Here is a 19,197-nt window from a genome sequence, read left to right as displayed (position 1 = left end):
TATTGCAGTATATACGTAATTAGGCTTTAGGTATAAAGCTGGCCATACGTTGCCCCATTTGAGCTGCCAATGCTTCCAAACCACTTTTTGGTCGAATCATCACTTCAAAATCAACAATTTGACCTTGTTGATTAAAACGAATCATATCAATCCCTTTTAATTTTTTTTCACCAACATTGGCAGAAAATTCTAAAACTACACTTTGCTCATCTTCTGTAAAAAATTCTCGATGATATGTAAAGTTTTCAAAAATTTGAATCACATTACTTAAAATGAAAAAGACCACTTGCTTACCTTCATAGGGGTTATAAGCCACAGGTGAACGAAAAACCACATCGTCTGCCAGTAATTCATTTAAAAGACTCATGTCTCGACTTTTCAGTATGTTGTGCCATTTTTGGATTGCAGGCTTGGTATTTGTATAACTCATTTTTTATATCCCTTTAATTTGAAATAATTTGAATTTATGTCCATCATTTTTAAAGATCATTCATAAAACCCCTTCTCTCGCAGCATGCTTCACACTACACATGACTTAAAGAGAAGGAGTTCAAACAGGGTTTATTCTTTTAAATCACAGCTGCCAATTCAGCACCTTGGCGAATTGCACGCTTCGCATCTAACTCGCCCGCTTCTTTTGCACCACCAATCAAATGTACAGATTTTCCATCAGCTTGGAGTTGATCAAACATTGCTGTATAAGGTTCTTGGCCTGCACAAATCACCACATTGTCGACATCTAAAATCATGGTTTTGTCGCCAACCGTAATATGTAAGCCCTGATCATCAATCTTGTCGTAACTTGCGCCAGGAATCATATTGACATGACGATGTTTTAAACCTGTACGATGAATCCAACCTGTTGTTTTGCCTAAACCAGCACCAACAGATTTGGCTTTACGTTGCAGTAAGTAGATTTCACGAGGAGATTGTTCAATCTCAGGTTGTTTCAAGCCACCCACATGTTCATAGGATGTATCAATTCCCCATTCATCATAGAATTTTTGTGGATTTAAGCTGCCACTCTCTCCTTCATGGGAAAGATATTCAGCAGTATCAAAACCAATACCGCCTGCACCAATAATTGCTACTTTCTTACCGACAGGTTTACGCTCACGTAAAACCTCGATATATGACAAAACTTTTGGATGATCGATACCTTCAATATTTAAATGACGAGGCGTTACACCTGTAGCCACCACAACATCATCAAAGTCACCAGCCGCTAATTCTTCATAGCTTGCAGTGTGGTTAAGTACCAGTTTGATATTCGGTTGTAATTCAATTTTACGTTTAAAATAACGTAAAGTTTCATAGAACTCTTCTTTGCCAGGAATGGTTTTTGCAATATTAAACTGACCACCAATCTGATTAGATGCTTCAAAGATTGTAACTTTGTGCCCACGATCAGCTGCATATGTTGCAAAACTAAGTCCCGCTGGACCTGCCCCAATTACAGCAATATTTTTAGCTACTGGCGATTCTTTAAAAATAAGTTCAGTTTCATAACATGCACGTGGATTGACCAAACACGTTGCAATTTTCATTGAAAAAATATGATCTAAGCAAGCTTGGTTACAACCGATACAGGTATTGATTTCATCAGCACGGCCTTGTTCAGCCTTCAATACAAAATGCGAATCTGCAAGCATGGGGCGCGCCATCGAAATAATATCAGCATCGCCTTGAGCCAAAACATGCTCAGCCATTTCAGGAGTATTGATACGGTTCGAGGTAATTAAAGGAACTTTGACGGAACCTTTTAATTTTTTCGTCACCCAAGTAAATGCGGCACGCGGTACTTTGGTGGCAATGGTTGGAATACGTGCTTCATGCCAGCCAATTCCAGTATTGATAATGGTTGCACCGGCTTTTTCAATTTCTTTCGCAAGTTGAATCACTTCCTCAAGTGTAGAGCCGCCTTCAACCAAATCCAACATAGATAAACGATAGATAATGATGAAGTTTTCGCCGACTTCCTGACGTGTTCTTCTGACAATTTCAATCGGGAAACGGATACGATTTTCATAACTTCCGCCCCATTCATCATCACGATGATTGGTACGTGCAGCAATAAACTCATTGATCAGATAACCTTCTGATCCCATGATTTCCACACCATCATAACCTGCAATTTGTGACAATTTTGCACAATTGGCAAAGTCTGCAATGGTTTGATGAACTTCTGCTGAAGTTAAAGCATGTGGCTTGGTTGGATTGATTGGCGCTTGTATCGCAGATGGTGCAACATTTTCAGGGTGATAAGAGTAACGACCTGTATGTAAAATTTGCAGTGCAATTTTACCGCCAGCATCATGCACAGCTTTGGTAATGAACTTATGTTTTTCTGCTTCTTCTAAATGATCCAGTTTTGAACCACCAAAGAATGTTACCCCATGATCATTGGGCGAGATGCCACCCGTCACAATTAAGCCAACGCCACCTGCTGCACGTTCTGCATAAAATGCAGCCATACGTTCATATCCACCTTGAACTTCTTCTAGTCCAACATGCATTGAACCCATCAATACACGGTTTTTTAATGTGGTAAAGCCTAAATCTAAAGGCGCAAGTAAATGCGGATAATTAGACATGTGAACTCCCTTGGCGTGCTCTCGCTAGCTATCAATCTGTTAAATGACACTTCATATCTGTTTAATGCAACAAGTTGCATAGTGTGAGTATTTATAATCGAGATTTGATTTTTATGCAACATGTTGCATAATGACTTTATATTCATTTTGTTGATGTGATATTACACAATGTCATTAGCCCATGTTTTATTGACCAGTCTGATAGAGAAGCCAAGTACAGGTTTTGAATTGGCGCGACGCTTTGACCGATCTATGGGATTCTTCTGGAATGCAACGCATCAACAAATCTACCGTGAACTTAACGGCATGCAAAAGAAAGGCTGGATTTCCACCCTTGAAGATCAGTCTGATCATGGCCGTAAAAAAACCTATCAAGTTGAGCAACTTGGACGGGTCGAACTGGCTGACTGGATGGTCAAACAAGGCCAGCCTGCACAGCTTCGTGAAGAAATTATGGTTCGCTTACGGGCAGAAGCACAATTTGGTGGAAATACTGTTTTACCTGAACTTGAGCGTCATTTAGAATTACATCGTGAAAATTTAAAACTATACCGCCAGATTTTTTCCAAAGATTTTGAACAAATCGAGCAACTGGATCGAACTTTATATATTCACAAAATGATTTTACAATTGGGTATAGACTTAGAAATGGGCTGGATCAATTGGCTCGACCAAGTCATTCCACAGCTTAAAGCGTTTGAGAATAAAGAGAATTCATAGGAAACTGCATGCCACACTATACAATGCCAGATGGCGAAAAATTATTTGTTCGTGAAATTGGTCAGGGTGAACCTGTACTGGTCCTGTCTGGTTTAGGTATGCATAGTTGGCAATGGCTTCCCTTTTTACTGCCTAATATTAAACATTATAAATTTTATATCCCAGATTGGCGCGGATTTGGTGGCTCTAGAACCTGTAAGATCCCTCAAGAAATCGATGCGATTAGCAACCATTGGCGTGATCTTGAAAGCTTAATTGACCAGTTAAATTTAGATCATTTTATTCTTATGGGTTATTCCATGGGAGCAACCACTGCCATGCATGGGATGCAATATGGCAATTTGGCTGAAAAACTCAAAGCTTATCTACACATTGATCAAACCCCTAAAATCCCAACGGATGAAACATGGGAGTTTGGATTATTTGGGAAAAAGTATTTTAAAATTAAAAGATTGCTAAAAGACTTCTCTGATTTTTTACATCAATATTCAAATTATCGTTTTGTCGATGAATTACCGATTGAACCACGAACTGAACTGATTCAAATTTGGTTAAATTTTATTAAAATTCAGGGCAGTAATAAATTAAGCCCATTTATGTTTAATTTGGCGCTTAAACATCCTCAATTACAAAAACATTTATTACCTATCCGTCGAATGGATTATTTAACTTGGTATATCGATAATTATCTCAACCATGATGAAGATTATCGTCAGGCAATTTCACAATTGGAATGTCCAACTACATTCTTTATTGGGGAAAAGTCATCGCTCTATCCTGCTGAAGGTCAAATGCAAATTTCTGACAGTTTAGCCAATGCGAAAAATATTATTTTTAAACGTTCAGGGCATACGCCGCTTATTACAGAACCCGTGAAATTTAGCCAAGCAATCCGTTTATTTTTAAAAGAATCCGCTTAATTGAATTCCAAAAGCCCTGTTTAATGCATATTAAACAGGGCTTCTTTGATGATTATACTGCAACGGATAACTTAGAAATTATACATCGCAACCGCATTAAAACGATTGTCCTCACCTGTATCCTGTCCATTAGGCGCTGCAACAAAGGCTTTACGCTCACCATAAACATATTCCAGACCAAAACTTAACGGCTTTTTCGGGCTATAAAATACATTGGCCCAAGCTTGCCAAAGTGTTTTATTGGCTTTGGTCGGATCACTCAAATATCGAATATAATCCTGATTTTCATCTGCTTTCATATAGCCATATCCCAATGTTCCTCGCCATTTTGAGTTAAACTGTTGCGTCACCCCTACAGCGATTGAGTCAAATTGATTCAGCGCCATGATGTTTTTATTGGCATCTATAGCAAAGCCTTGGTTCGTCCATGACACTAAACTGGAATCACCTTTAACATGATAATAATCTGCTTTAAGTGTGGTTTTTGCAGAAATATCGTATTTTGCTCCAAGTCCAACACCCCAAGCGAGTTCATTATCAGCAACAGTCCTCTTTTCACTAACCATGCCTCGCAAACTCAATGCACCCGCTCGATCAGCAAATGATTGATTGAGTCGAGTTGATAAAACCGGGATCCGCATATTCGATAAGGCATCTTTGGAATCTTCCAAAGCCGTTACCAGCTGTGTTTCAGCATTAAATTTATGGGTATAACGAATTTGTGCATCTCGTTTAACAGCGCCTCCCACATAACCCAAAGCATCAATTGTTTCTGGCATATAATCAGGCACTGCAAAGTTGGACCATGTTTGACCAATCAACCACTGACCATAATTAAAATAGGCATGGCGAATTCTAAGTCCATCATTCGCGCCCAAGAAATCAACTTCTATTTTTCCAGAAATATCTTTGTCAGTAGTTTTAAAATCTAAACCTAAACGTGTCGCTGCAAGAGTCGATTTTAATTGATCACTACTTTCATTATGGCCTTTAAGCGGTACGCTATTGATCTGATTATACAGTCGATCGGCACTTCCACCTTCCGACTGATACAATAGATCCGCACGGATATTCCCATATAGTGTTACTTCTGCACCTGCTTTTGTTCGTGCAAAGCTTTGATCTTTTGCCTGCGATACAACCTGTGCCGTTTTAACATTATTTTCCAATGCCACAATTTGCTTATTTTGCAGCTGTTGCTGTTGTTCAATCATTTCACGTAATTGTTTAACTTCATTACGTAACTGTTCCACTTCTGTCATCGAATCTGCATGTGCCATATTTAGGCTAAGTAATCCCATTGACACCAAAATAATGTTGTATTTAAAAATATGCATTGTAGAAATCATCCTATTCTCTACGGTTTAATTTTCGTATTTATTGAGCAGCCGTCATCTTCATGATTCGGGCTGAGATAGCAATTCAGTGAGTGAGTTTGGTTTACGAACTTAGTTAATTGTATTTCCAACAATATTTTGTTGAGTTGTTGGTGCTTCGGCCGTTTGAGTTTTTTCCACTGAAGCATTTAAATTCACAAAGAATATCGCCAGTGCTGCAATAAATCCTGGAACAGCGATAACAAGAAAATTCATTTGGTGAGGTAACTCTAAGGTCAGCAATGCACCTGTTAAGACTGGTCCAACAATGGCACCAATTCGTCCAATGCCTGATGCCCACCCCATACCTGTAGAACGTACTGTTGCAGGATAAAATTGTGCAACAAAGGTATAGAGTAAAATTTGTGAACCAATGGTTGCTGCACCAGCAATTGCAATCAAGGTATAGAGAATGAATTGTGGGCTTTTAAAACCAAGGAAAATGAGCGCAATCGCACCAACCGTAAACATGATGGTCAATACGGGTTTAATATGAAATTTATCCGCCAAAGCACCACCACCAATTGCACCAACCATGCCACCAATATTTAATGCAAATAAGAAGATCATACTTGCACCCAGTGAATAGCCTGCTTGGATCATTAATTTAGGCAACCAACTTCCGAGTGCATAAACCATCAATAAACACATAAAGAAAGCAATCCAGAACATTACTGTGCTTGATCGACGGCCTTGCTGAAACAATGCACGTAACGGTGCTTCATCACCAGCGGTGACTTCATTTAATTCAAATTGAGTCGATGCATGAATCTGTTGCTGTGGTGCAATTTTCTGTACCACTTCTCGCACTTGATCGGTCTTGCCTTGGTGAGTTAGAAACATTAACGATTCAGGTAAAAACTTCCAAATAAGTGGTAAAGCCAAGAATGGGATAATGGCGATATAAAACATGATTTTCCAACCATAATCGACCACCAGCCAAGCACCCAGCAAGGCAGAGGTCATACCACCAATGGCATAGCCACTAAACATCACAGCGACCAGTGTGCTACGTATACGTTTAGGCGCATACTCGGTCATTAAAGCCACCACGTTCGGCATCACACCACCAATACCAAGTCCTGCTAAAAATCTGAGAATCCCAAATTCAACGGGTGTTGATGCAAATGCACCGAGAAAAGTAAATCCACTAAAAATAGCCACACAAATCATGATGGTTTTTTTACGGCCCAACTTATCAGACAGTGTTCCAAAACTCATTGCACCAAACATCATGCCAAAAAGTGCTGTACTGGCTAGCAAGCCTGCTTGTACAGCAGTTAATCCCCACTCTTGCATCAATAAAGGTAAAGCTACGCCATAAATAACCAGATCATAACCATCAAAAATAATAATTAATAAACACCATAATAGAACGCCCCAATGAAAAGGGGTGAATTTTGCTTCATCCACGATACGATTAATATTTAGTTTACTCGTTTGCACTTTTGCCTCCTGCGGTGAAACGCTACGAAATTTTTTCAAACAATGAGGCAGCTGTTATTTTTTGTCCAAAACCGATTGCATATATATCCATACCTTAAAAGTCGGTTTAATATTTTTTATTGAATAAACAATAGGTTAAAAATAATCATTAAAGAAATCGGGCTTTATATTTTCAATGATTTATTTTTTATTTTAATGATTATCTCGATATTTTTAGAGTTTTAGAACCAATCAATCGACTTGTTCTGATTTTTCAATATGTTACTTTTCACACAAAAGAACATCTATAAATAACTTTTCATTCAATGCTTGAACTGAATAGGCTTCTATCTTAAGTCCTTTTTTAAATCATAAATCAACATAAAAGCACCCTCATCCTAGCCTTCTCCCAAAGGGAGAAGGGACTTTCAATGCTAATTTATTAACGACACATGATCATTTTTTGATTGATGAAAGCGGTTTAATAAATGGTCGTAAAGCTCGCACGATCATATTGAAAGCCTTCTAAATCATAAACCTGATAAATACAATCAAATAAAGACCGAATATTTTCACTTTCATCCATACAACGTATTGCCATAAAAATTGGGCTTTTTGCAGAGCTATCTAACAATGGGATATAGATTAAATTCGGCAATTGAATGGTTTTTGCACTCTCGGGGACAATACATACGCCTTCACCCGCAGCAACCAATCCCAAAGCCAGTTGAATTTCTCGAACTTCTTTTAGATTCTTAGGATCTAGACCATGCTCGGAAAACAGATGACGTACTTGGGTAGAAAAATTGGGCTTAGGGTGACTTGGGTAAAGGAATAAGTTCTCATCTTCAATATCGGCAAAATAAGTGCCTTTAGAATCTGTAGCAAGATGATGACTGATATGGACAGCCAACATTAACGGCTCCTCTCGTAACAAAACTCGCCTAATGGCAGGATCAGAAATTCTTAAACGTCCAAATCCAACATCAATACGCCCCTCTTTAAGCGCCTGAATTTGATCTTTGGTACTCATTTCAATCAGCTCAATTTTTAAATGTGGTTGCTGTTGACGGAACATATAAACGATTTTGGGTAATAAACCATACAATAAAGAACCCACAAACCCCATGGTTACCGTTTTTTCGATCAAGCCAATTCGCTTAGTCATGGACTTTACTTCTTCGGCATTAGACAAAAGTTTAACAGCGTGTTGATAAAAAAATTGCCCTGCTTCTGTGGTTTTTAACGGACGGCTTCCACGTTCAAAAAGCGCGATACCCAATTCACCTTCAAGGTTTTGAATCTGTCTGCTCAGTGGAGGCTGAGCAATATAAAGCTTTTCTGCTGCTTTGGTAAAACTTTGTTCTTCTACAACAGCAACAAAATAGCGCAAATGCCTGAGTTCCATCTCAAACTCCATACCTTTAAGATATAAAAAAATGCAAATTTGATCTTAGACAGCGATCATCCATTCTTTTAAGGTATATCAAAAGCAAGATGTAAAGCAAGACTGTAAAACTTTTGATATTCACAGCCAGCCAAAGAATCTCATTCTGTTAGCCCAATGAATCACTTTTATCAGTTCCAGCTTTAAATCTCGCACATGAAGAACATGGAAAGTGGGCAGCAAAGTTTCAAACGATTTTTTTCGTATGCAATGCCAAACCACGCATACTGCAGGAGATCTAGTATGAACCGTCAAGAAATCGATACTTTGGTCAAACAAATGAATGTAGACACTGCAACAGGTGCAGTCGATACACGTGTACAACAAGTAGTGGTACGTTTATTAGCTGACTTGTTTCAAGCCATTGAAGATTTAGACATTTCACAAAGTGAATTATGGAAAGGCCTAGAATATTTTACCGATGCAGGTCAAGCCAATGAACTTGGTCTTTTAGCAGCGGGTTTAGGTTTGGAACATTATTTGGATTTACGTGCTGATGAAGCAGATGCAAAAGCTGGTATCACAGGCGGCACACCACGCACCATTGAAGGCCCATTATATGTCGCTGGTGCGCCTGAGTCTGTCGGCTTTTCTCGCATGGACGATGGTTCAGAGAGCGATAAAATCGACACCCTATTTATTGAAGGTACAGTAACTGACACAGATGGCAATCTTATCCCAAATGCTAAAGTTGAAATTTGGCATGCCAACAGTTTAGGTAATTACTCTTTCTTCGATAAATCGCAGTCAGATTTTAATCTACGCCGTAGCATATTGACTGATAGCAATGGTCAGTATATTGCACAAACAACTATGCCCGTTGGCTATGGCTGTCCACCACAAGGGACGACTCAGTTTGTACTGAACAAATTAGGCCGCCATGGTAACCGCCCATCTCATGTGCATTATTTCGTATCTGCACCCGGCTATCGCAAATTAACCACACAATTCAACATCGAAGGTGATCAATACCTTTGGGATGATTTTGCTTTTGCAACACGCGATGGCTTAGTGGCAACAGCTATTGATATCAGTGATGAAGCTGAAATTGCTCGTCGTGGTCTCAACAAACCATTTAAATGTATTTCATTCAATGTAGCACTGGTAAAAGAACAATCTAAAGCACCATCTACAGAAGTAGATCGTCGTCGCGCAAGCGCTTAAACCCACACGCACGGAACCGAAATGTTTGCACTATTGCAGCACTTCGGGGACTTCCTCTCATTTGGAAAGTCGGAGAACCCATATGCCACGTATTCCTGTTATAAATACCAGCCATCTTGATCGAATTGACGAACTCTTAGTCGATAATTTTGAAACGGGTGAATTTAAACTTCATCGTTCTGTTTTCACAGATCAAGCCCTTTTTGACCTAGAAATGAAATACATCTTTGAAGGCAACTGGGTTTACTTGGCACATGAAAGCCAAATTCCAAATAACAACGACTATTACACCACCACTATGGGGCGTCAGCCCATTATGATTGCGCGTAATCGCAATGGCGAATTAAATGCCATGATCAACGCGTGTTCACACCGTGGCGCACAGCTTTGTCGGCATAAGCGTGGTAATAAAGCGACTTATACATGCCCATTCCATGGATGGACATTTAATAACTCTGGGAAACTACTCAAAGTTAAAGATCCAAGTGATGCAGGTTATTCGGACTGCTTCAATAAAGAAGGTTCACACGACCTGAAAAAAGTAGCTCGTTTTGAAAGTTATAAAGGTTTCTTATTTGGCAGTTTAAATCCAGATGTACCAAGTTTAGAAGAATTTTTAGGTGAAACAACCAAAATCATTGACATGATTGTCGACCAATCTGAGCAAGGCTTAGAGGTTTTACGTGGTGCTTCAACCTATACCTATGAAGGTAACTGGAAACTGACTGCTGAAAATGGTGCAGATGGTTATCACGTTTCAGCTGTACATTGGAACTATGCAGCGACCACACAGCAACGTAAAGAAAAACAGCAAGAAAATGACAATGTACGTGCAATGAGTGCAGGTGCTTGGGGCAAACAAGGTGGCGGCTCATACGGTTTTGAGCATGGACATATGCTGTTATGGACTCAATGGGCAAACCCTGAAGATCGTCCTAATTATCCAAAAGCTGATGAGTACACTGAAAAATTCGGTGCGCCAATGTCGAAATGGATGATCGAACGTTCACGTAACTTATGCCTTTACCCAAATGTCTATTTCATGGATCAATTTGGTTCGCAGATTCGTGTATTGCGTCCAATTTCAGTCAATAAAACTGAAGTGACGATTTACTGTATTGCACCTATAGGTGAAAGCCCTGAAGCACGTACACGACGTATTCGCCAATACGAAGATTTCTTTAATGCTTCGGGCATGGCAACTCCTGATGACCTTGAAGAATTCCGTGCCTGTCAAGCCGGTTATGCTGGTATTGAGCTTGAATGGAATGACATGTGCCGTGGATCAAAACACTGGATTCAAGGACCGGATGATGCGGCCAATGAAATTGGTTTAAAACCTAAACTGAGTGGTATTAAAACAGAAGATGAAGGCTTATATCTCGCCCAACATCAATACTGGTTAGAAATGATGAAACATGCCATTCAATCTGAAAAAAATCTTGCTCAACAAGAAACATCTCAGCAAGGAGCAACAGCATGAATGCAACAGCAAGCATCGATCAAGTTTCTTTAGAAAATATTGCGCAATTTCTCTACCGCGAAGCACGTTTTTTAGATGATGAACAATGGGATCAATGGCTCGCCTGCTACTCACCTTCGGCATGTTTTTGGATGCCTGCTTGGGATGATGACGATCGTTTAACCGAAGATCCTCAGTCTGAAATCTCTTTGATTTATTACCCTGACCGTCAAGGTTTGGAAGACCGTGTTTTCCGGATTAAAACTGAACGTTCTTCAGCAACCATGCCTGATACACGCACTTGCCACAATATTAGCAATATTGAAATTATCGAAAGAGATGGTGACAAAGTCACAGTCCGCTTTAACTGGAATACACTGAGCTTTCGTTACAAAAACAGTTATAGCTACTTTGGTATGTCTCGTTATGTCATCGACTTTTCTGCCACACAACCACAGATTCTCAATAAATATGTGGTGTTAAAAAATGACTACATCAACCAAGTCATCGATATTTACCACCTCTAATTTTTTATCTCGAATTGTGTAAAAAATATGAGGTGTTTGCTTTAGCCAAATGGAAAGTTGGCTAAAGCACTCAAAAGTTTTAAAGATTTTTATAGGATTTTCAGCCATGTCAAACCACAATGTTGCTCTTCAATTTGAAGATGGCGTAACGCGTTTTATCTCAGTTACACAAGGTGAAACTTTATCTGATGCAGCATATCGCCAGAAAATCAATATTCCTTTAGATTGCCGTGATGGTGCTTGCGGTACATGTCGTGCTTTTTGTGAATCTGGTTCGTTTGACATGCCTGAAGAAAGTTATATTGAAGATGCTTTAACACCAGAAGAGGCTGAACAAGGCTATATCTTGGCCTGCCAATGTAGACCTTCTTCTGACGCAGTATTCCAGATTCAAGCTTCATCTGAAGTATGCAAAACCGAAATTCATGCATTTCAAGGCACATTATCTCGTGTGGAAAAGCTCTCTGATTCCACCATCACTTTCGATATTCAATTAGATGAAAGTCAGCCCGATATTCATTTTCTTGCAGGTCAGTATGTCAATGTGGCAATTCCACAAACCACTGAAACGCGTTCTTATTCATTCAGTTCAAAACCCGGAAATCGCTTAACAGGCTTTGTGGTACGTAATGTTCCAAATGGAAAGATGAGTGACTTTTTAAGTGAAAATGCCAAAGCGGGCGACAAAATGACCTTTACTGGTCCATTTGGAAGTTTTTACCTTCGTAATGTAGTTCGCCCTGTCGTTATGTTGGCAGGCGGTACAGGTATTGCACCATTTATGTCGATGTTACAAGTGCTTGAAGACAAAGGCTCACAACACCCTGTACGTTTAGTATTTGGTGTGACCAATGACTTTGACCTTGTGGCACTTGAAAAGCTCAATGAACTGCAAAATAAACTGCCATGGTTTGAATACCGTACAGTCGTTGCACATGCTGAATCAACACATGAACGCAAAGGTTATGTGACAGGTCATATTGACAATGACTGGTTAAATGGCGGTGACGTCGATGTTTATTTATGTGGTCCTGTTCCTATGGTTGAAGCTGTTCGAGGCTGGTTAGATACCGAAGGGATTAAACCGGCAAACTTCTTATTTGAGAAATTCTCTGCAAACTAAAATCGTACTGTTCAGGAGCTGAGAAGAATGTCAGATCACCAAAGATTTAAAAATAAAGTTGTCATTGTTACTGGTGCAGCACAAGGTATTGGTCGTGGTGTCGCCCTACAAGTGGCAGCGGAAGGTGCGCATGTGGTTATGGCCGATCGTTCAGAATATGTCGAAGACGTGCTTGTTGAAATTAACAAAACTGGCGGTGATGCAATCACCGTCAATGCAGATCTGGAAACTTTAGCGGGTGCTCAAGCTGTCGTTGCTAAAGCCATTGAACGCTATAACCGTGTTGATATTTTAATTAACAATGTCGGTGGTGCAATTTGGATGAAACCGTTTCAAGCGTTTTCTGAAGAAGAAATCATCAAAGAAGTGCATCGCTCACTATTTCCAACCTTATGGTGTTGTCGAGCAGTCCTGCCCGAAATGATCAAAAATCAAAAAGGTACCATTGTTAATGTATCCTCTATTGCAACATGTGGTATTCATCGAGTGCCCTATTCAGCCTCAAAAGGTGGTGTAAATGGTCTAACTACAGCACTTGCATTTGAACATGCCAAAGATGGTATCCGGGTTAATGCTGTTGCGACTGGCGGTACAGAAGCACCTCCACGTAAAGTTCCTCGTAATACTACGGCATTGACCGAAAATGAAAAACAATGGATGCAAGATGTGGTAGATCAAACCATTGATCGTACTTTTATGGGCCGTTATGGTTCGATTCAGGAACAGGTCAATGCAATATTATTTCTTGCCTCTGATGAATCCTCTTATATGACAGGTACTATTGTCCCTGTAGGTGGTGGTGATCAGGGTTAAAACTGGTTTCTTTTTATATAGCAGGATCATTGAAATTCAATGCATGGAGGCTTTGCCCAATGGCATCCCTGTTCAAAACATTAAAACAAGATTGGTCTTTATCAGCGACAGTTGCAGGATTTTTAGCTGTACTGATTTCTTATGCAGGACCAATGATCATTTTTTTTCAGGCCGCTCAACAAGCCAATGTTTCCTCAACCATGATGGCATCATGGATCTGGGGGAGCTCTATTGGTGCGGCAATCACTGGAATCATTTTATCCATTAAGTTTAAAACGCCGATTATTACCGCATGGTCAGCACCGGGAACGGCGCTCTTGGTGGCTTTATTTCCGCATATTTCTCTTAATGAAGTTGTTGCAGCCTATATTACTTCTGCAATCATTATTTTTATCATTGGGATTACTGGTTCTTTTGACAAACTTTTAAAATGGATACCACAAGGGCTGGCAGCAGGAATGATGGCTGGAATTCTGTTCCAATTTGGTTTAGGTCTGTTTAAAGCTACTGACACAATGCCCTATGTGGTTTTTGGTATGCTACTCTGCTTTTTACTGGCGAAACGCTTTTCGCCTCGCTATGCCATAATTTGGGTATTATTTTCAGGGATTACGCTCAGTTTTATCTTTGGAAAAATCAATCCAGTACCAATGGATTTTTCATTGGCAGTTCCTGTTCTGATCAGTCCAGAATGGACCTGGTCTTCTACATTGAATCTTGCAATTCCACTTACAATTGTCAGTTTAACGGGCCAGTTCTTGCCGGGTATGGCAATTCTCAAACTGAATCATTACGATACACCTGCTAAACCGATTTTAAGCATAGCCAGTATCACCTCTATTGCTGTGGCTTTTACTGGTGGAATCACGATTGTGTTAGCAGCGATTACTGCTGCACTTTGCACGGGTAAAGATTCGCATGAATTGAAAGAAAAACGCTATATCGCGGGTATTGCCAATGGCATCTTCTATATTCTAGGTGGATTATTTGCAGGCAGTTTGGTGATGCTATTTAGCATACTTCCCAAAGAGTTGATTGCGGCACTTGCTGGATTGGCCTTACTCGGAGCAATTACCACCAATCTTGGTATTGCAATGAAAGATGAAACACAACGAGATGCTGCCATCATTACTTTTCTTGCCACTGTATCAGGTATGCATTTTTTAGGATTTAGTTCGGTTTTCTGGGGAATTTGTATTGGCATGATCGCACACTTGATTTTAACTCGACAACAATCAAAGGCTGCCATTCCAACTCCAATACAAGACTCACCGCAAAGTCAATAAACCAGCATATTCACTTAACAATCAGCATAAAATCCCATGCAGTTCGATGGGATTTTTCTGTAATAGCATATTCTGGAATATAACCAAGTTTCACTTTATGAAAGCACTATTTCTTGCGGTTAAATCTTAAAATATTTCACTGTAGTTTATTGGTGATTTCTAAATACCAAATCGTTTCACCCCAAGCACTATTTTCAATTTTTGGAAAAATTTCTCCTTGTTCAAAATAACGAGATTGAGATTTGTTTGCTGGACTCCACCAATATCCTGATCTTGGGCAACTTTGGCTTGATAAGGCCTTTATATTTTCAACATCCAAAGAATTATCTGAACCACCTTCATCAGCAATTCTTTCAATTAATATCCAATTCACTTCAGCATACAATGTTTCATATGTGTCTGGATCCACCCCGATTGGTACTACACTTCCCCACCCTCTATCCTCTTCTTTGCTTGAAGCTATAAACTCAATCCGCTTCTGGTCTTCTTTACAAATATAAATCCCTGTCGTTTTTACTTTCTCATTAGATTTAACGGTTATTTCAAAATTTATCCGATATATTGGATAAGAGTTTGGTAAATCAACATCAATTCCTTGAAATATAGCTGCTTCTGGAAATTCGGCTTCAAGAAAACCCATATCCCAATTTTTTGGGTAAGAATTTCTAATAATTGAGGCATATCGATTTGTGATTGAATAATAATCCCAACATTGTCGTACTTTATCGTTAGGTAGATCATCCATCCAATGTGGAGAAAATTCACTTAGACCTTTGTCATTCGAACGAATTTCCCCCACACAATTTAGATAAGTAAAATCACCTGATTTTATTTTTATATAAGCATATTCTATCCGATCCATCGTGGACCTAAAATTTGGTAAAACTGTACCGCCCCAATTAATATCTGCCCGTTCAGGTAAAGGAAAATCACTTAAGTTATAAGGAAGATTATGCATATATATTTCAAATAACTCTTCTAAACTATCTAAAAATTGACGATGGTTATTACGTACAATTTCAAAAAAATGCAAAGCGCTAAATTGTTCAAGCAAATAGGCTTCTTTCGGACTAAATGTATAAAAACTGCTTAGATTTGGTTTTTTGTCCTTCAACTGCAAATATACTTTCGCACAATCATTTTTAATCTCTGGTTTTTTAGTACAAAGCTCTTCACTTTCCCCAAAAACAATAAGACTAAGAGAATAATGTTTTTTAAATAATTCTTCATAAATCACAATCAGGAGAACCCCGATTATTGGTAGGATAATTATCAGTAATACATAGTTTTTACTTAACCAAAAATAAATACCTAATCTTAAAATTAACCCTGTGCTCAATCCCCCATAAAGATATGATGAGTAAATTTGAAGTTTTTGAAAGTTAAAGTAATAACATACTCTATATAAGCAGAGAGTGATTAAGCTAAAAACCAATATTGTGAGTACACTAAAGTGAGAAAAACTAAGTAATCCCACTAAGAAACAGATAAAACTAATCATGAGTTTTATCCTTCAGATTTTAAAGTATGAATACAATGAATATTATAATAGTGCATCATCACTTCCGATTAGTTACTTCAAAATTAAGCATAATTATCATATGTAATTCATTACTATTTTATTCTAACTAAAAAGAAAACCATCCTTTTATGGATGGTTTTTGCCAATTTAAAAGTTTAGTCTTCACCATCAAACTGCCAATACACATCACCCCAATCGCTCTTAATATTAGGGAATACATTACCTTTTTCAAAATATTGTCGTGAATTTTCTTTGGCGACTGTAAACCAATATCCAGACTGAGGACATATACTGCCCGAGATTTGATTTTTAAAAAACATATCATCAGTTTTATTATCTGGGTGATCTATTACTTCCCATTTAACGTTATCAAAGCGAAGAATAAACTTATTAGTAAAAGCCCATAAATAAGACTCTGATGCTTCAACTTTAAATACTAAATCTTCATCTACAAGATTACTAATAATAATTTTAGTTAACTTTTCATCACAATACTTATATATTCCTTTTGAAGATCCAATATAAACAGCATCATTAAATTCAGTCAAAGAGTAAAAATCTGCATGTATATTTAGATCAGTTAACCTTTTTATAGAGTTATCATCTTTTATTAAGAATAAATTACCTTGAATCCCCGCAGCAAAAACATTTTTATTCTTTAATAACAATAATGAGTATAATGTAGCTGGTGTTTTTCGTTCCAATACATTCCATTGCTTCCCATCATAATGAGCAATTAAACCTGATTCACCAATTCTCCCCACACAAAAAAATTCATTTGAATTTCTACCACATATATCAATGATCGAAATATCATTTTCTTCAGATGTAAGCTCAATATTTGTGATTTCTATATTATCACGACTTAATTCAAATCCTTGATTGATCAATGACCATTTTTTATTAGAAAACTGATAAATTTGGCCATCATACCCACAAACAAAAATTTCTTGATTTATTGCTTTTATTGTAAATAAATATCCTTTACCTAGACTCCAATCTTCATTTAGTCCAGCCCCATCAATATATGAAAACTTACTAGTTTCTCCATTATATTCCTCTAAATGCCCTTCATTGCTAATTCCAAATAGTTTTTTATTATTTGGATTGTTATTATAACACACTGATACTACATCAAATTCCACATCATGATAATACCAGCCTGTTTCTAATCCGTCATCATAATCAAATAAGATACATCTTGAATATTCCGCATCAAACTTATCTAAGTTATCTAGTGAAGCGCTTAAATAGACCATACTATCAGAAATTACACATGCGCTTTTGAATGTTACAGGAGATATTTCTGTCATAGTTTCTTTCCACCATTATTCATATTTGTACCAACTTTTGCCCCTAAGTGAGTTTTATCAATAGTCATTTTACCACTTGGGTCTGCCCGTACTTTAAAATCTTCGTTCATGCCCATAAGCTGATGATATGCTCTAAGTTTCGCTAACATTTTTGTTCGATCACATTTTAAGATTTTTGAGACTGATACTGCTGCAAAATACTCTAATTTCCATAAATCAGTAACCCCTTTTGGAGTAGAAGTCCTCCCTAAGATTCTTTCTTTTTTATCATAATAAGCATGTATTTGCCCATGTTGTAATTGCTTACCAGCGCCAGTTACACATACAACTAATCCATTATTTTCAGATATAGCTCCAGAGATACGCTTATCTGTTTCATTTCTTTTCCCATATCTAAATGCCCTATCTGGTACAACATGATGTCCAGTTTTACCAAACGGTTTGCAAGTATCAGGATAGTATGGCTTTAGAGCACATGGATCATCAATATCTTTATCTTTTGGTGGCTTATTTTTTTCAGGTGTATGTTCCGATTGTCGATGTGTCGAACTTGTTGTTTTCCCAGATTGAACATTTGTTTCATATCTATTAGTGGGAATATTATGACCATTCCCTCCTGCCATACCTAATTGCTTTTGAGGCAATATATTATGAAACAAGTTCTGTATATTTTCACAAAATTCGTCTATATATTTTTTTATAGAGTTTTTTGCGTTAGTAATTCCTGTTTTAAATTTTTCCAATAAACTTTTAAGTGAGCCGCTTACTGTTTCAAGAAGTCCATTTATGGCTTTCAGTAATCGATCAATACAATTCTTTAAGGCATCAAATGCTCTTGTTCCCATTGTTTTCCACGGTTTAGACCTTAACCAAGTCTCTGGGCTTTTCCCCCACGGGCTTTTTATTTTTAATTTTGTAAAAATACTTTCAAAACCTTCCATTGTTTTAATTATGCTTATTTTAGTTACTCCCTTTACTTTTACTGCTTTTACAATAGTTTTAATTGCAGAGCCAATTTCAGGAATAACACCAAAAGCTGTTAATGCCAAAGCCATATAATTTTCTTTTGTTTTCCCATTTTCCTCAGACAGATCTATAAGATTCGCTATTAAATCTCGGATATCACATACTTGGTCTACCAAAGGGATCATACTTACTAAGCCACTTACAATTACCTGCGACATAGTAGGGCTTTTATTAAAGTCGCCTTTAAGCATTCCCCAAATCCAACTACTACTTTCTACTAATGCCACTGCTGTATTGTGACTGGTTACACCTTCATTAATTGCTGCTTGACCTTGATAAAAGGCCATTTTACGCCACCATGGCAGATTGGGATCAGGTTTGCTTGTATCATATTCTCGATACGAAAGGTAATTTGCGGGATTATCATGAATATACTTTGCTAATTTTTCAGCACCATACCAAAATTGTTGTTGAATATCAGTAGATCGACTAGCAATTTTTTTCCAAAAGGCTTGGTTTTCAGGATTTTGCACTGTCAT

At 38.0% G+C, this 19,197-nt stretch carries 16 protein-coding genes; 8 read left to right on the top strand and 8 right to left on the bottom strand.

Going from position 1 to position 19,197, the window contains the following annotated elements:
* Positions 1 to 19: 19 nt before the first annotated feature.
* Positions 20 to 430, bottom strand: a complete 411-nt coding sequence (locus L3V46_RS09525; RefSeq protein ID WP_239045528.1) for a nuclear transport factor 2 family protein — start codon at positions 428 to 430, stop codon at positions 20 to 22.
* Positions 431 to 569: 139 nt separating this feature from the next.
* Positions 570 to 2,594: an NADPH-dependent 2,4-dienoyl-CoA reductase gene (locus L3V46_RS09520; RefSeq protein ID WP_239045527.1), complete on the bottom strand. Its 2,025-nt coding sequence runs from the start codon at positions 2,592 to 2,594 to the stop codon at positions 570 to 572.
* 168 nt (positions 2,595 to 2,762) lie between these two features.
* On the opposite strand from L3V46_RS09520, the gene L3V46_RS09515 reads away from it, so the two are divergent.
* Positions 2,763 to 3,314 carry a PadR family transcriptional regulator gene (locus L3V46_RS09515; RefSeq protein ID WP_004719902.1) on the top strand — a complete coding sequence of 184 codons (552 nt, stop codon included), beginning with the start codon at positions 2,763 to 2,765 and terminating at the stop codon, positions 3,312 to 3,314.
* A gap of 8 nt (positions 3,315 to 3,322) precedes the next feature.
* Positions 3,323 to 4,234 (top strand): alpha/beta hydrolase, encoded by a 912-nt coding sequence (locus L3V46_RS09510; protein WP_034615279.1) that lies wholly within the window; start codon positions 3,323 to 3,325, stop codon positions 4,232 to 4,234.
* A 71-nt stretch (positions 4,235 to 4,305) separates the two neighbouring features.
* Here the strand turns inward: L3V46_RS09510 and L3V46_RS09505 are convergent, their stop codons facing one another.
* From L3V46_RS09505 to L3V46_RS09495, 3 genes are all read right to left on the bottom strand, one after another.
* A complete protein-coding gene (locus L3V46_RS09505; protein ID WP_239045526.1) occupies positions 4,306 to 5,571 on the bottom strand; it encodes a DcaP family trimeric outer membrane transporter in 1,266 nt (421 codons plus the stop codon).
* A gap of 111 nt (positions 5,572 to 5,682) precedes the next feature.
* Entirely contained in the window at positions 5,683 to 7,056 is a 1,374-nt protein-coding gene (locus L3V46_RS09500) for an MFS transporter (protein ID WP_004821870.1), read from the bottom strand.
* A gap of 460 nt (positions 7,057 to 7,516) precedes the next feature.
* Positions 7,517 to 8,443 carry a LysR family transcriptional regulator gene (locus L3V46_RS09495; protein WP_004821871.1) on the bottom strand — a complete coding sequence of 309 codons (927 nt, stop codon included), beginning with the start codon at positions 8,441 to 8,443 and terminating at the stop codon, positions 7,517 to 7,519.
* Positions 8,444 to 8,725: 282 nt separating this feature from the next.
* On the opposite strand from L3V46_RS09495, the gene catA reads away from it, so the two are divergent.
* From catA to benE, 6 genes are all read left to right on the top strand, one after another.
* Complete coding sequence (gene catA, locus L3V46_RS09490; RefSeq protein WP_239045525.1) at positions 8,726 to 9,646, top strand: catechol 1,2-dioxygenase; 921 nt, start codon at positions 8,726 to 8,728, stop codon at positions 9,644 to 9,646.
* 82 nt (positions 9,647 to 9,728) lie between these two features.
* Positions 9,729 to 11,129 carry a benzoate 1,2-dioxygenase large subunit gene (gene benA, locus L3V46_RS09485; protein ID WP_224963616.1) on the top strand — a complete coding sequence of 467 codons (1,401 nt, stop codon included), beginning with the start codon at positions 9,729 to 9,731 and terminating at the stop codon, positions 11,127 to 11,129.
* Positions 11,126 to 11,635: a benzoate 1,2-dioxygenase small subunit gene (benB, locus tag L3V46_RS09480; RefSeq protein ID WP_239045524.1), complete on the top strand. Its 510-nt coding sequence runs from the start codon at positions 11,126 to 11,128 to the stop codon at positions 11,633 to 11,635. The genes benA and benB overlap by 4 nt, the downstream gene beginning before the upstream one ends.
* Positions 11,636 to 11,741: 106 nt before the next feature.
* Positions 11,742 to 12,758, top strand: coding sequence for a benzoate 1,2-dioxygenase electron transfer component BenC (benC, locus tag L3V46_RS09475; RefSeq protein ID WP_239045523.1), 1,017 nt, complete (start codon positions 11,742 to 11,744; stop codon positions 12,756 to 12,758).
* Between the two features lie 27 nt (positions 12,759 to 12,785).
* Positions 12,786 to 13,571 (top strand): benzoate diol dehydrogenase BenD, encoded by a 786-nt coding sequence (gene benD, locus L3V46_RS09470; protein ID WP_239045522.1) that lies wholly within the window; start codon positions 12,786 to 12,788, stop codon positions 13,569 to 13,571.
* Positions 13,572 to 13,630: 59 nt separating this feature from the next.
* On the top strand, positions 13,631 to 14,857 hold the full coding sequence (gene benE / locus L3V46_RS09465; protein WP_239045521.1) for a benzoate/H(+) symporter BenE: 1,227 nt from the start codon (positions 13,631 to 13,633) through the stop codon (positions 14,855 to 14,857).
* Positions 14,858 to 14,993: 136 nt separating this feature from the next.
* Here the strand turns inward: benE and L3V46_RS09460 are convergent, their stop codons facing one another.
* The 3 genes from L3V46_RS09460 to L3V46_RS09450 form a co-directional block, all read right to left on the bottom strand.
* The gene (locus L3V46_RS09460) at positions 14,994 to 16,358 is read right to left on the bottom strand and encodes a hypothetical protein (RefSeq protein ID WP_239045520.1); all 1,365 of its coding nucleotides are present in this window, start codon (positions 16,356 to 16,358) and stop codon (positions 14,994 to 14,996) included.
* A gap of 176 nt (positions 16,359 to 16,534) precedes the next feature.
* Entirely contained in the window at positions 16,535 to 17,692 is a 1,158-nt protein-coding gene (locus tag L3V46_RS09455; protein ID WP_239045519.1) for a hypothetical protein, read from the bottom strand.
* Positions 17,689 to 19,197, bottom strand: a complete 1,509-nt coding sequence (locus L3V46_RS09450) for a hypothetical protein (protein ID WP_239045518.1) — start codon at positions 19,195 to 19,197, stop codon at positions 17,689 to 17,691. The genes L3V46_RS09455 and L3V46_RS09450 overlap by 4 nt, the downstream gene beginning before the upstream one ends.

Origin of the sequence: Acinetobacter sp. AG3, assembly GCF_022343575.1 — a bacterium.
GTDB classification, from domain to species: Bacteria; Pseudomonadota; Gammaproteobacteria; order Pseudomonadales; family Moraxellaceae; genus Acinetobacter; species Acinetobacter guillouiae.
This window is presented reverse-complemented; position numbering and strand designations above follow the sequence as displayed.

What these genes read in the sequence shown, in the direction of transcription:
- L3V46_RS09460 (WP_239045520.1), bottom strand. Translation starts at nt 16,358, where the DNA reads ATGATTAGTTTTATCTGTTTCTTAGTGGGATTACTTAGTTTTTCTCAC.
- L3V46_RS09525 (WP_239045528.1), bottom strand. Translation starts at nt 430, where the DNA reads ATGAGTTATACAAATACCAAGCCTGCAATCCAAAAATGGCACAACATA.
- benA (WP_224963616.1), top strand. Translation starts at nt 9,729, where the DNA reads ATGCCACGTATTCCTGTTATAAATACCAGCCATCTTGATCGAATTGAC.
- benE (WP_239045521.1), top strand. Translation starts at nt 13,631, where the DNA reads ATGGCATCCCTGTTCAAAACATTAAAACAAGATTGGTCTTTATCAGCG.
- L3V46_RS09450 (WP_239045518.1), bottom strand. Translation starts at nt 19,197, where the DNA reads ATGACAGTGCAAAATCCTGAAAACCAAGCCTTTTGGAAAAAAATTGCT.
- benC (WP_239045523.1), top strand. Translation starts at nt 11,742, where the DNA reads ATGTCAAACCACAATGTTGCTCTTCAATTTGAAGATGGCGTAACGCGT.
- L3V46_RS09505 (WP_239045526.1), bottom strand. Translation starts at nt 5,571, where the DNA reads ATGCATATTTTTAAATACAACATTATTTTGGTGTCAATGGGATTACTT.
- benB (WP_239045524.1), top strand. Translation starts at nt 11,126, where the DNA reads ATGAATGCAACAGCAAGCATCGATCAAGTTTCTTTAGAAAATATTGCG.
- L3V46_RS09455 (WP_239045519.1), bottom strand. Translation starts at nt 17,692, where the DNA reads ATGACAGAAATATCTCCTGTAACATTCAAAAGCGCATGTGTAATTTCT.
- catA (WP_239045525.1), top strand. Translation starts at nt 8,726, where the DNA reads ATGAACCGTCAAGAAATCGATACTTTGGTCAAACAAATGAATGTAGAC.
- L3V46_RS09515 (WP_004719902.1), top strand. Translation starts at nt 2,763, where the DNA reads ATGTCATTAGCCCATGTTTTATTGACCAGTCTGATAGAGAAGCCAAGT.
- L3V46_RS09510 (WP_034615279.1), top strand. Translation starts at nt 3,323, where the DNA reads ATGCCACACTATACAATGCCAGATGGCGAAAAATTATTTGTTCGTGAA.
- L3V46_RS09520 (WP_239045527.1), bottom strand. Translation starts at nt 2,594, where the DNA reads ATGTCTAATTATCCGCATTTACTTGCGCCTTTAGATTTAGGCTTTACC.
- benD (WP_239045522.1), top strand. Translation starts at nt 12,786, where the DNA reads ATGTCAGATCACCAAAGATTTAAAAATAAAGTTGTCATTGTTACTGGT.
- L3V46_RS09495 (WP_004821871.1), bottom strand. Translation starts at nt 8,443, where the DNA reads ATGGAACTCAGGCATTTGCGCTATTTTGTTGCTGTTGTAGAAGAACAA.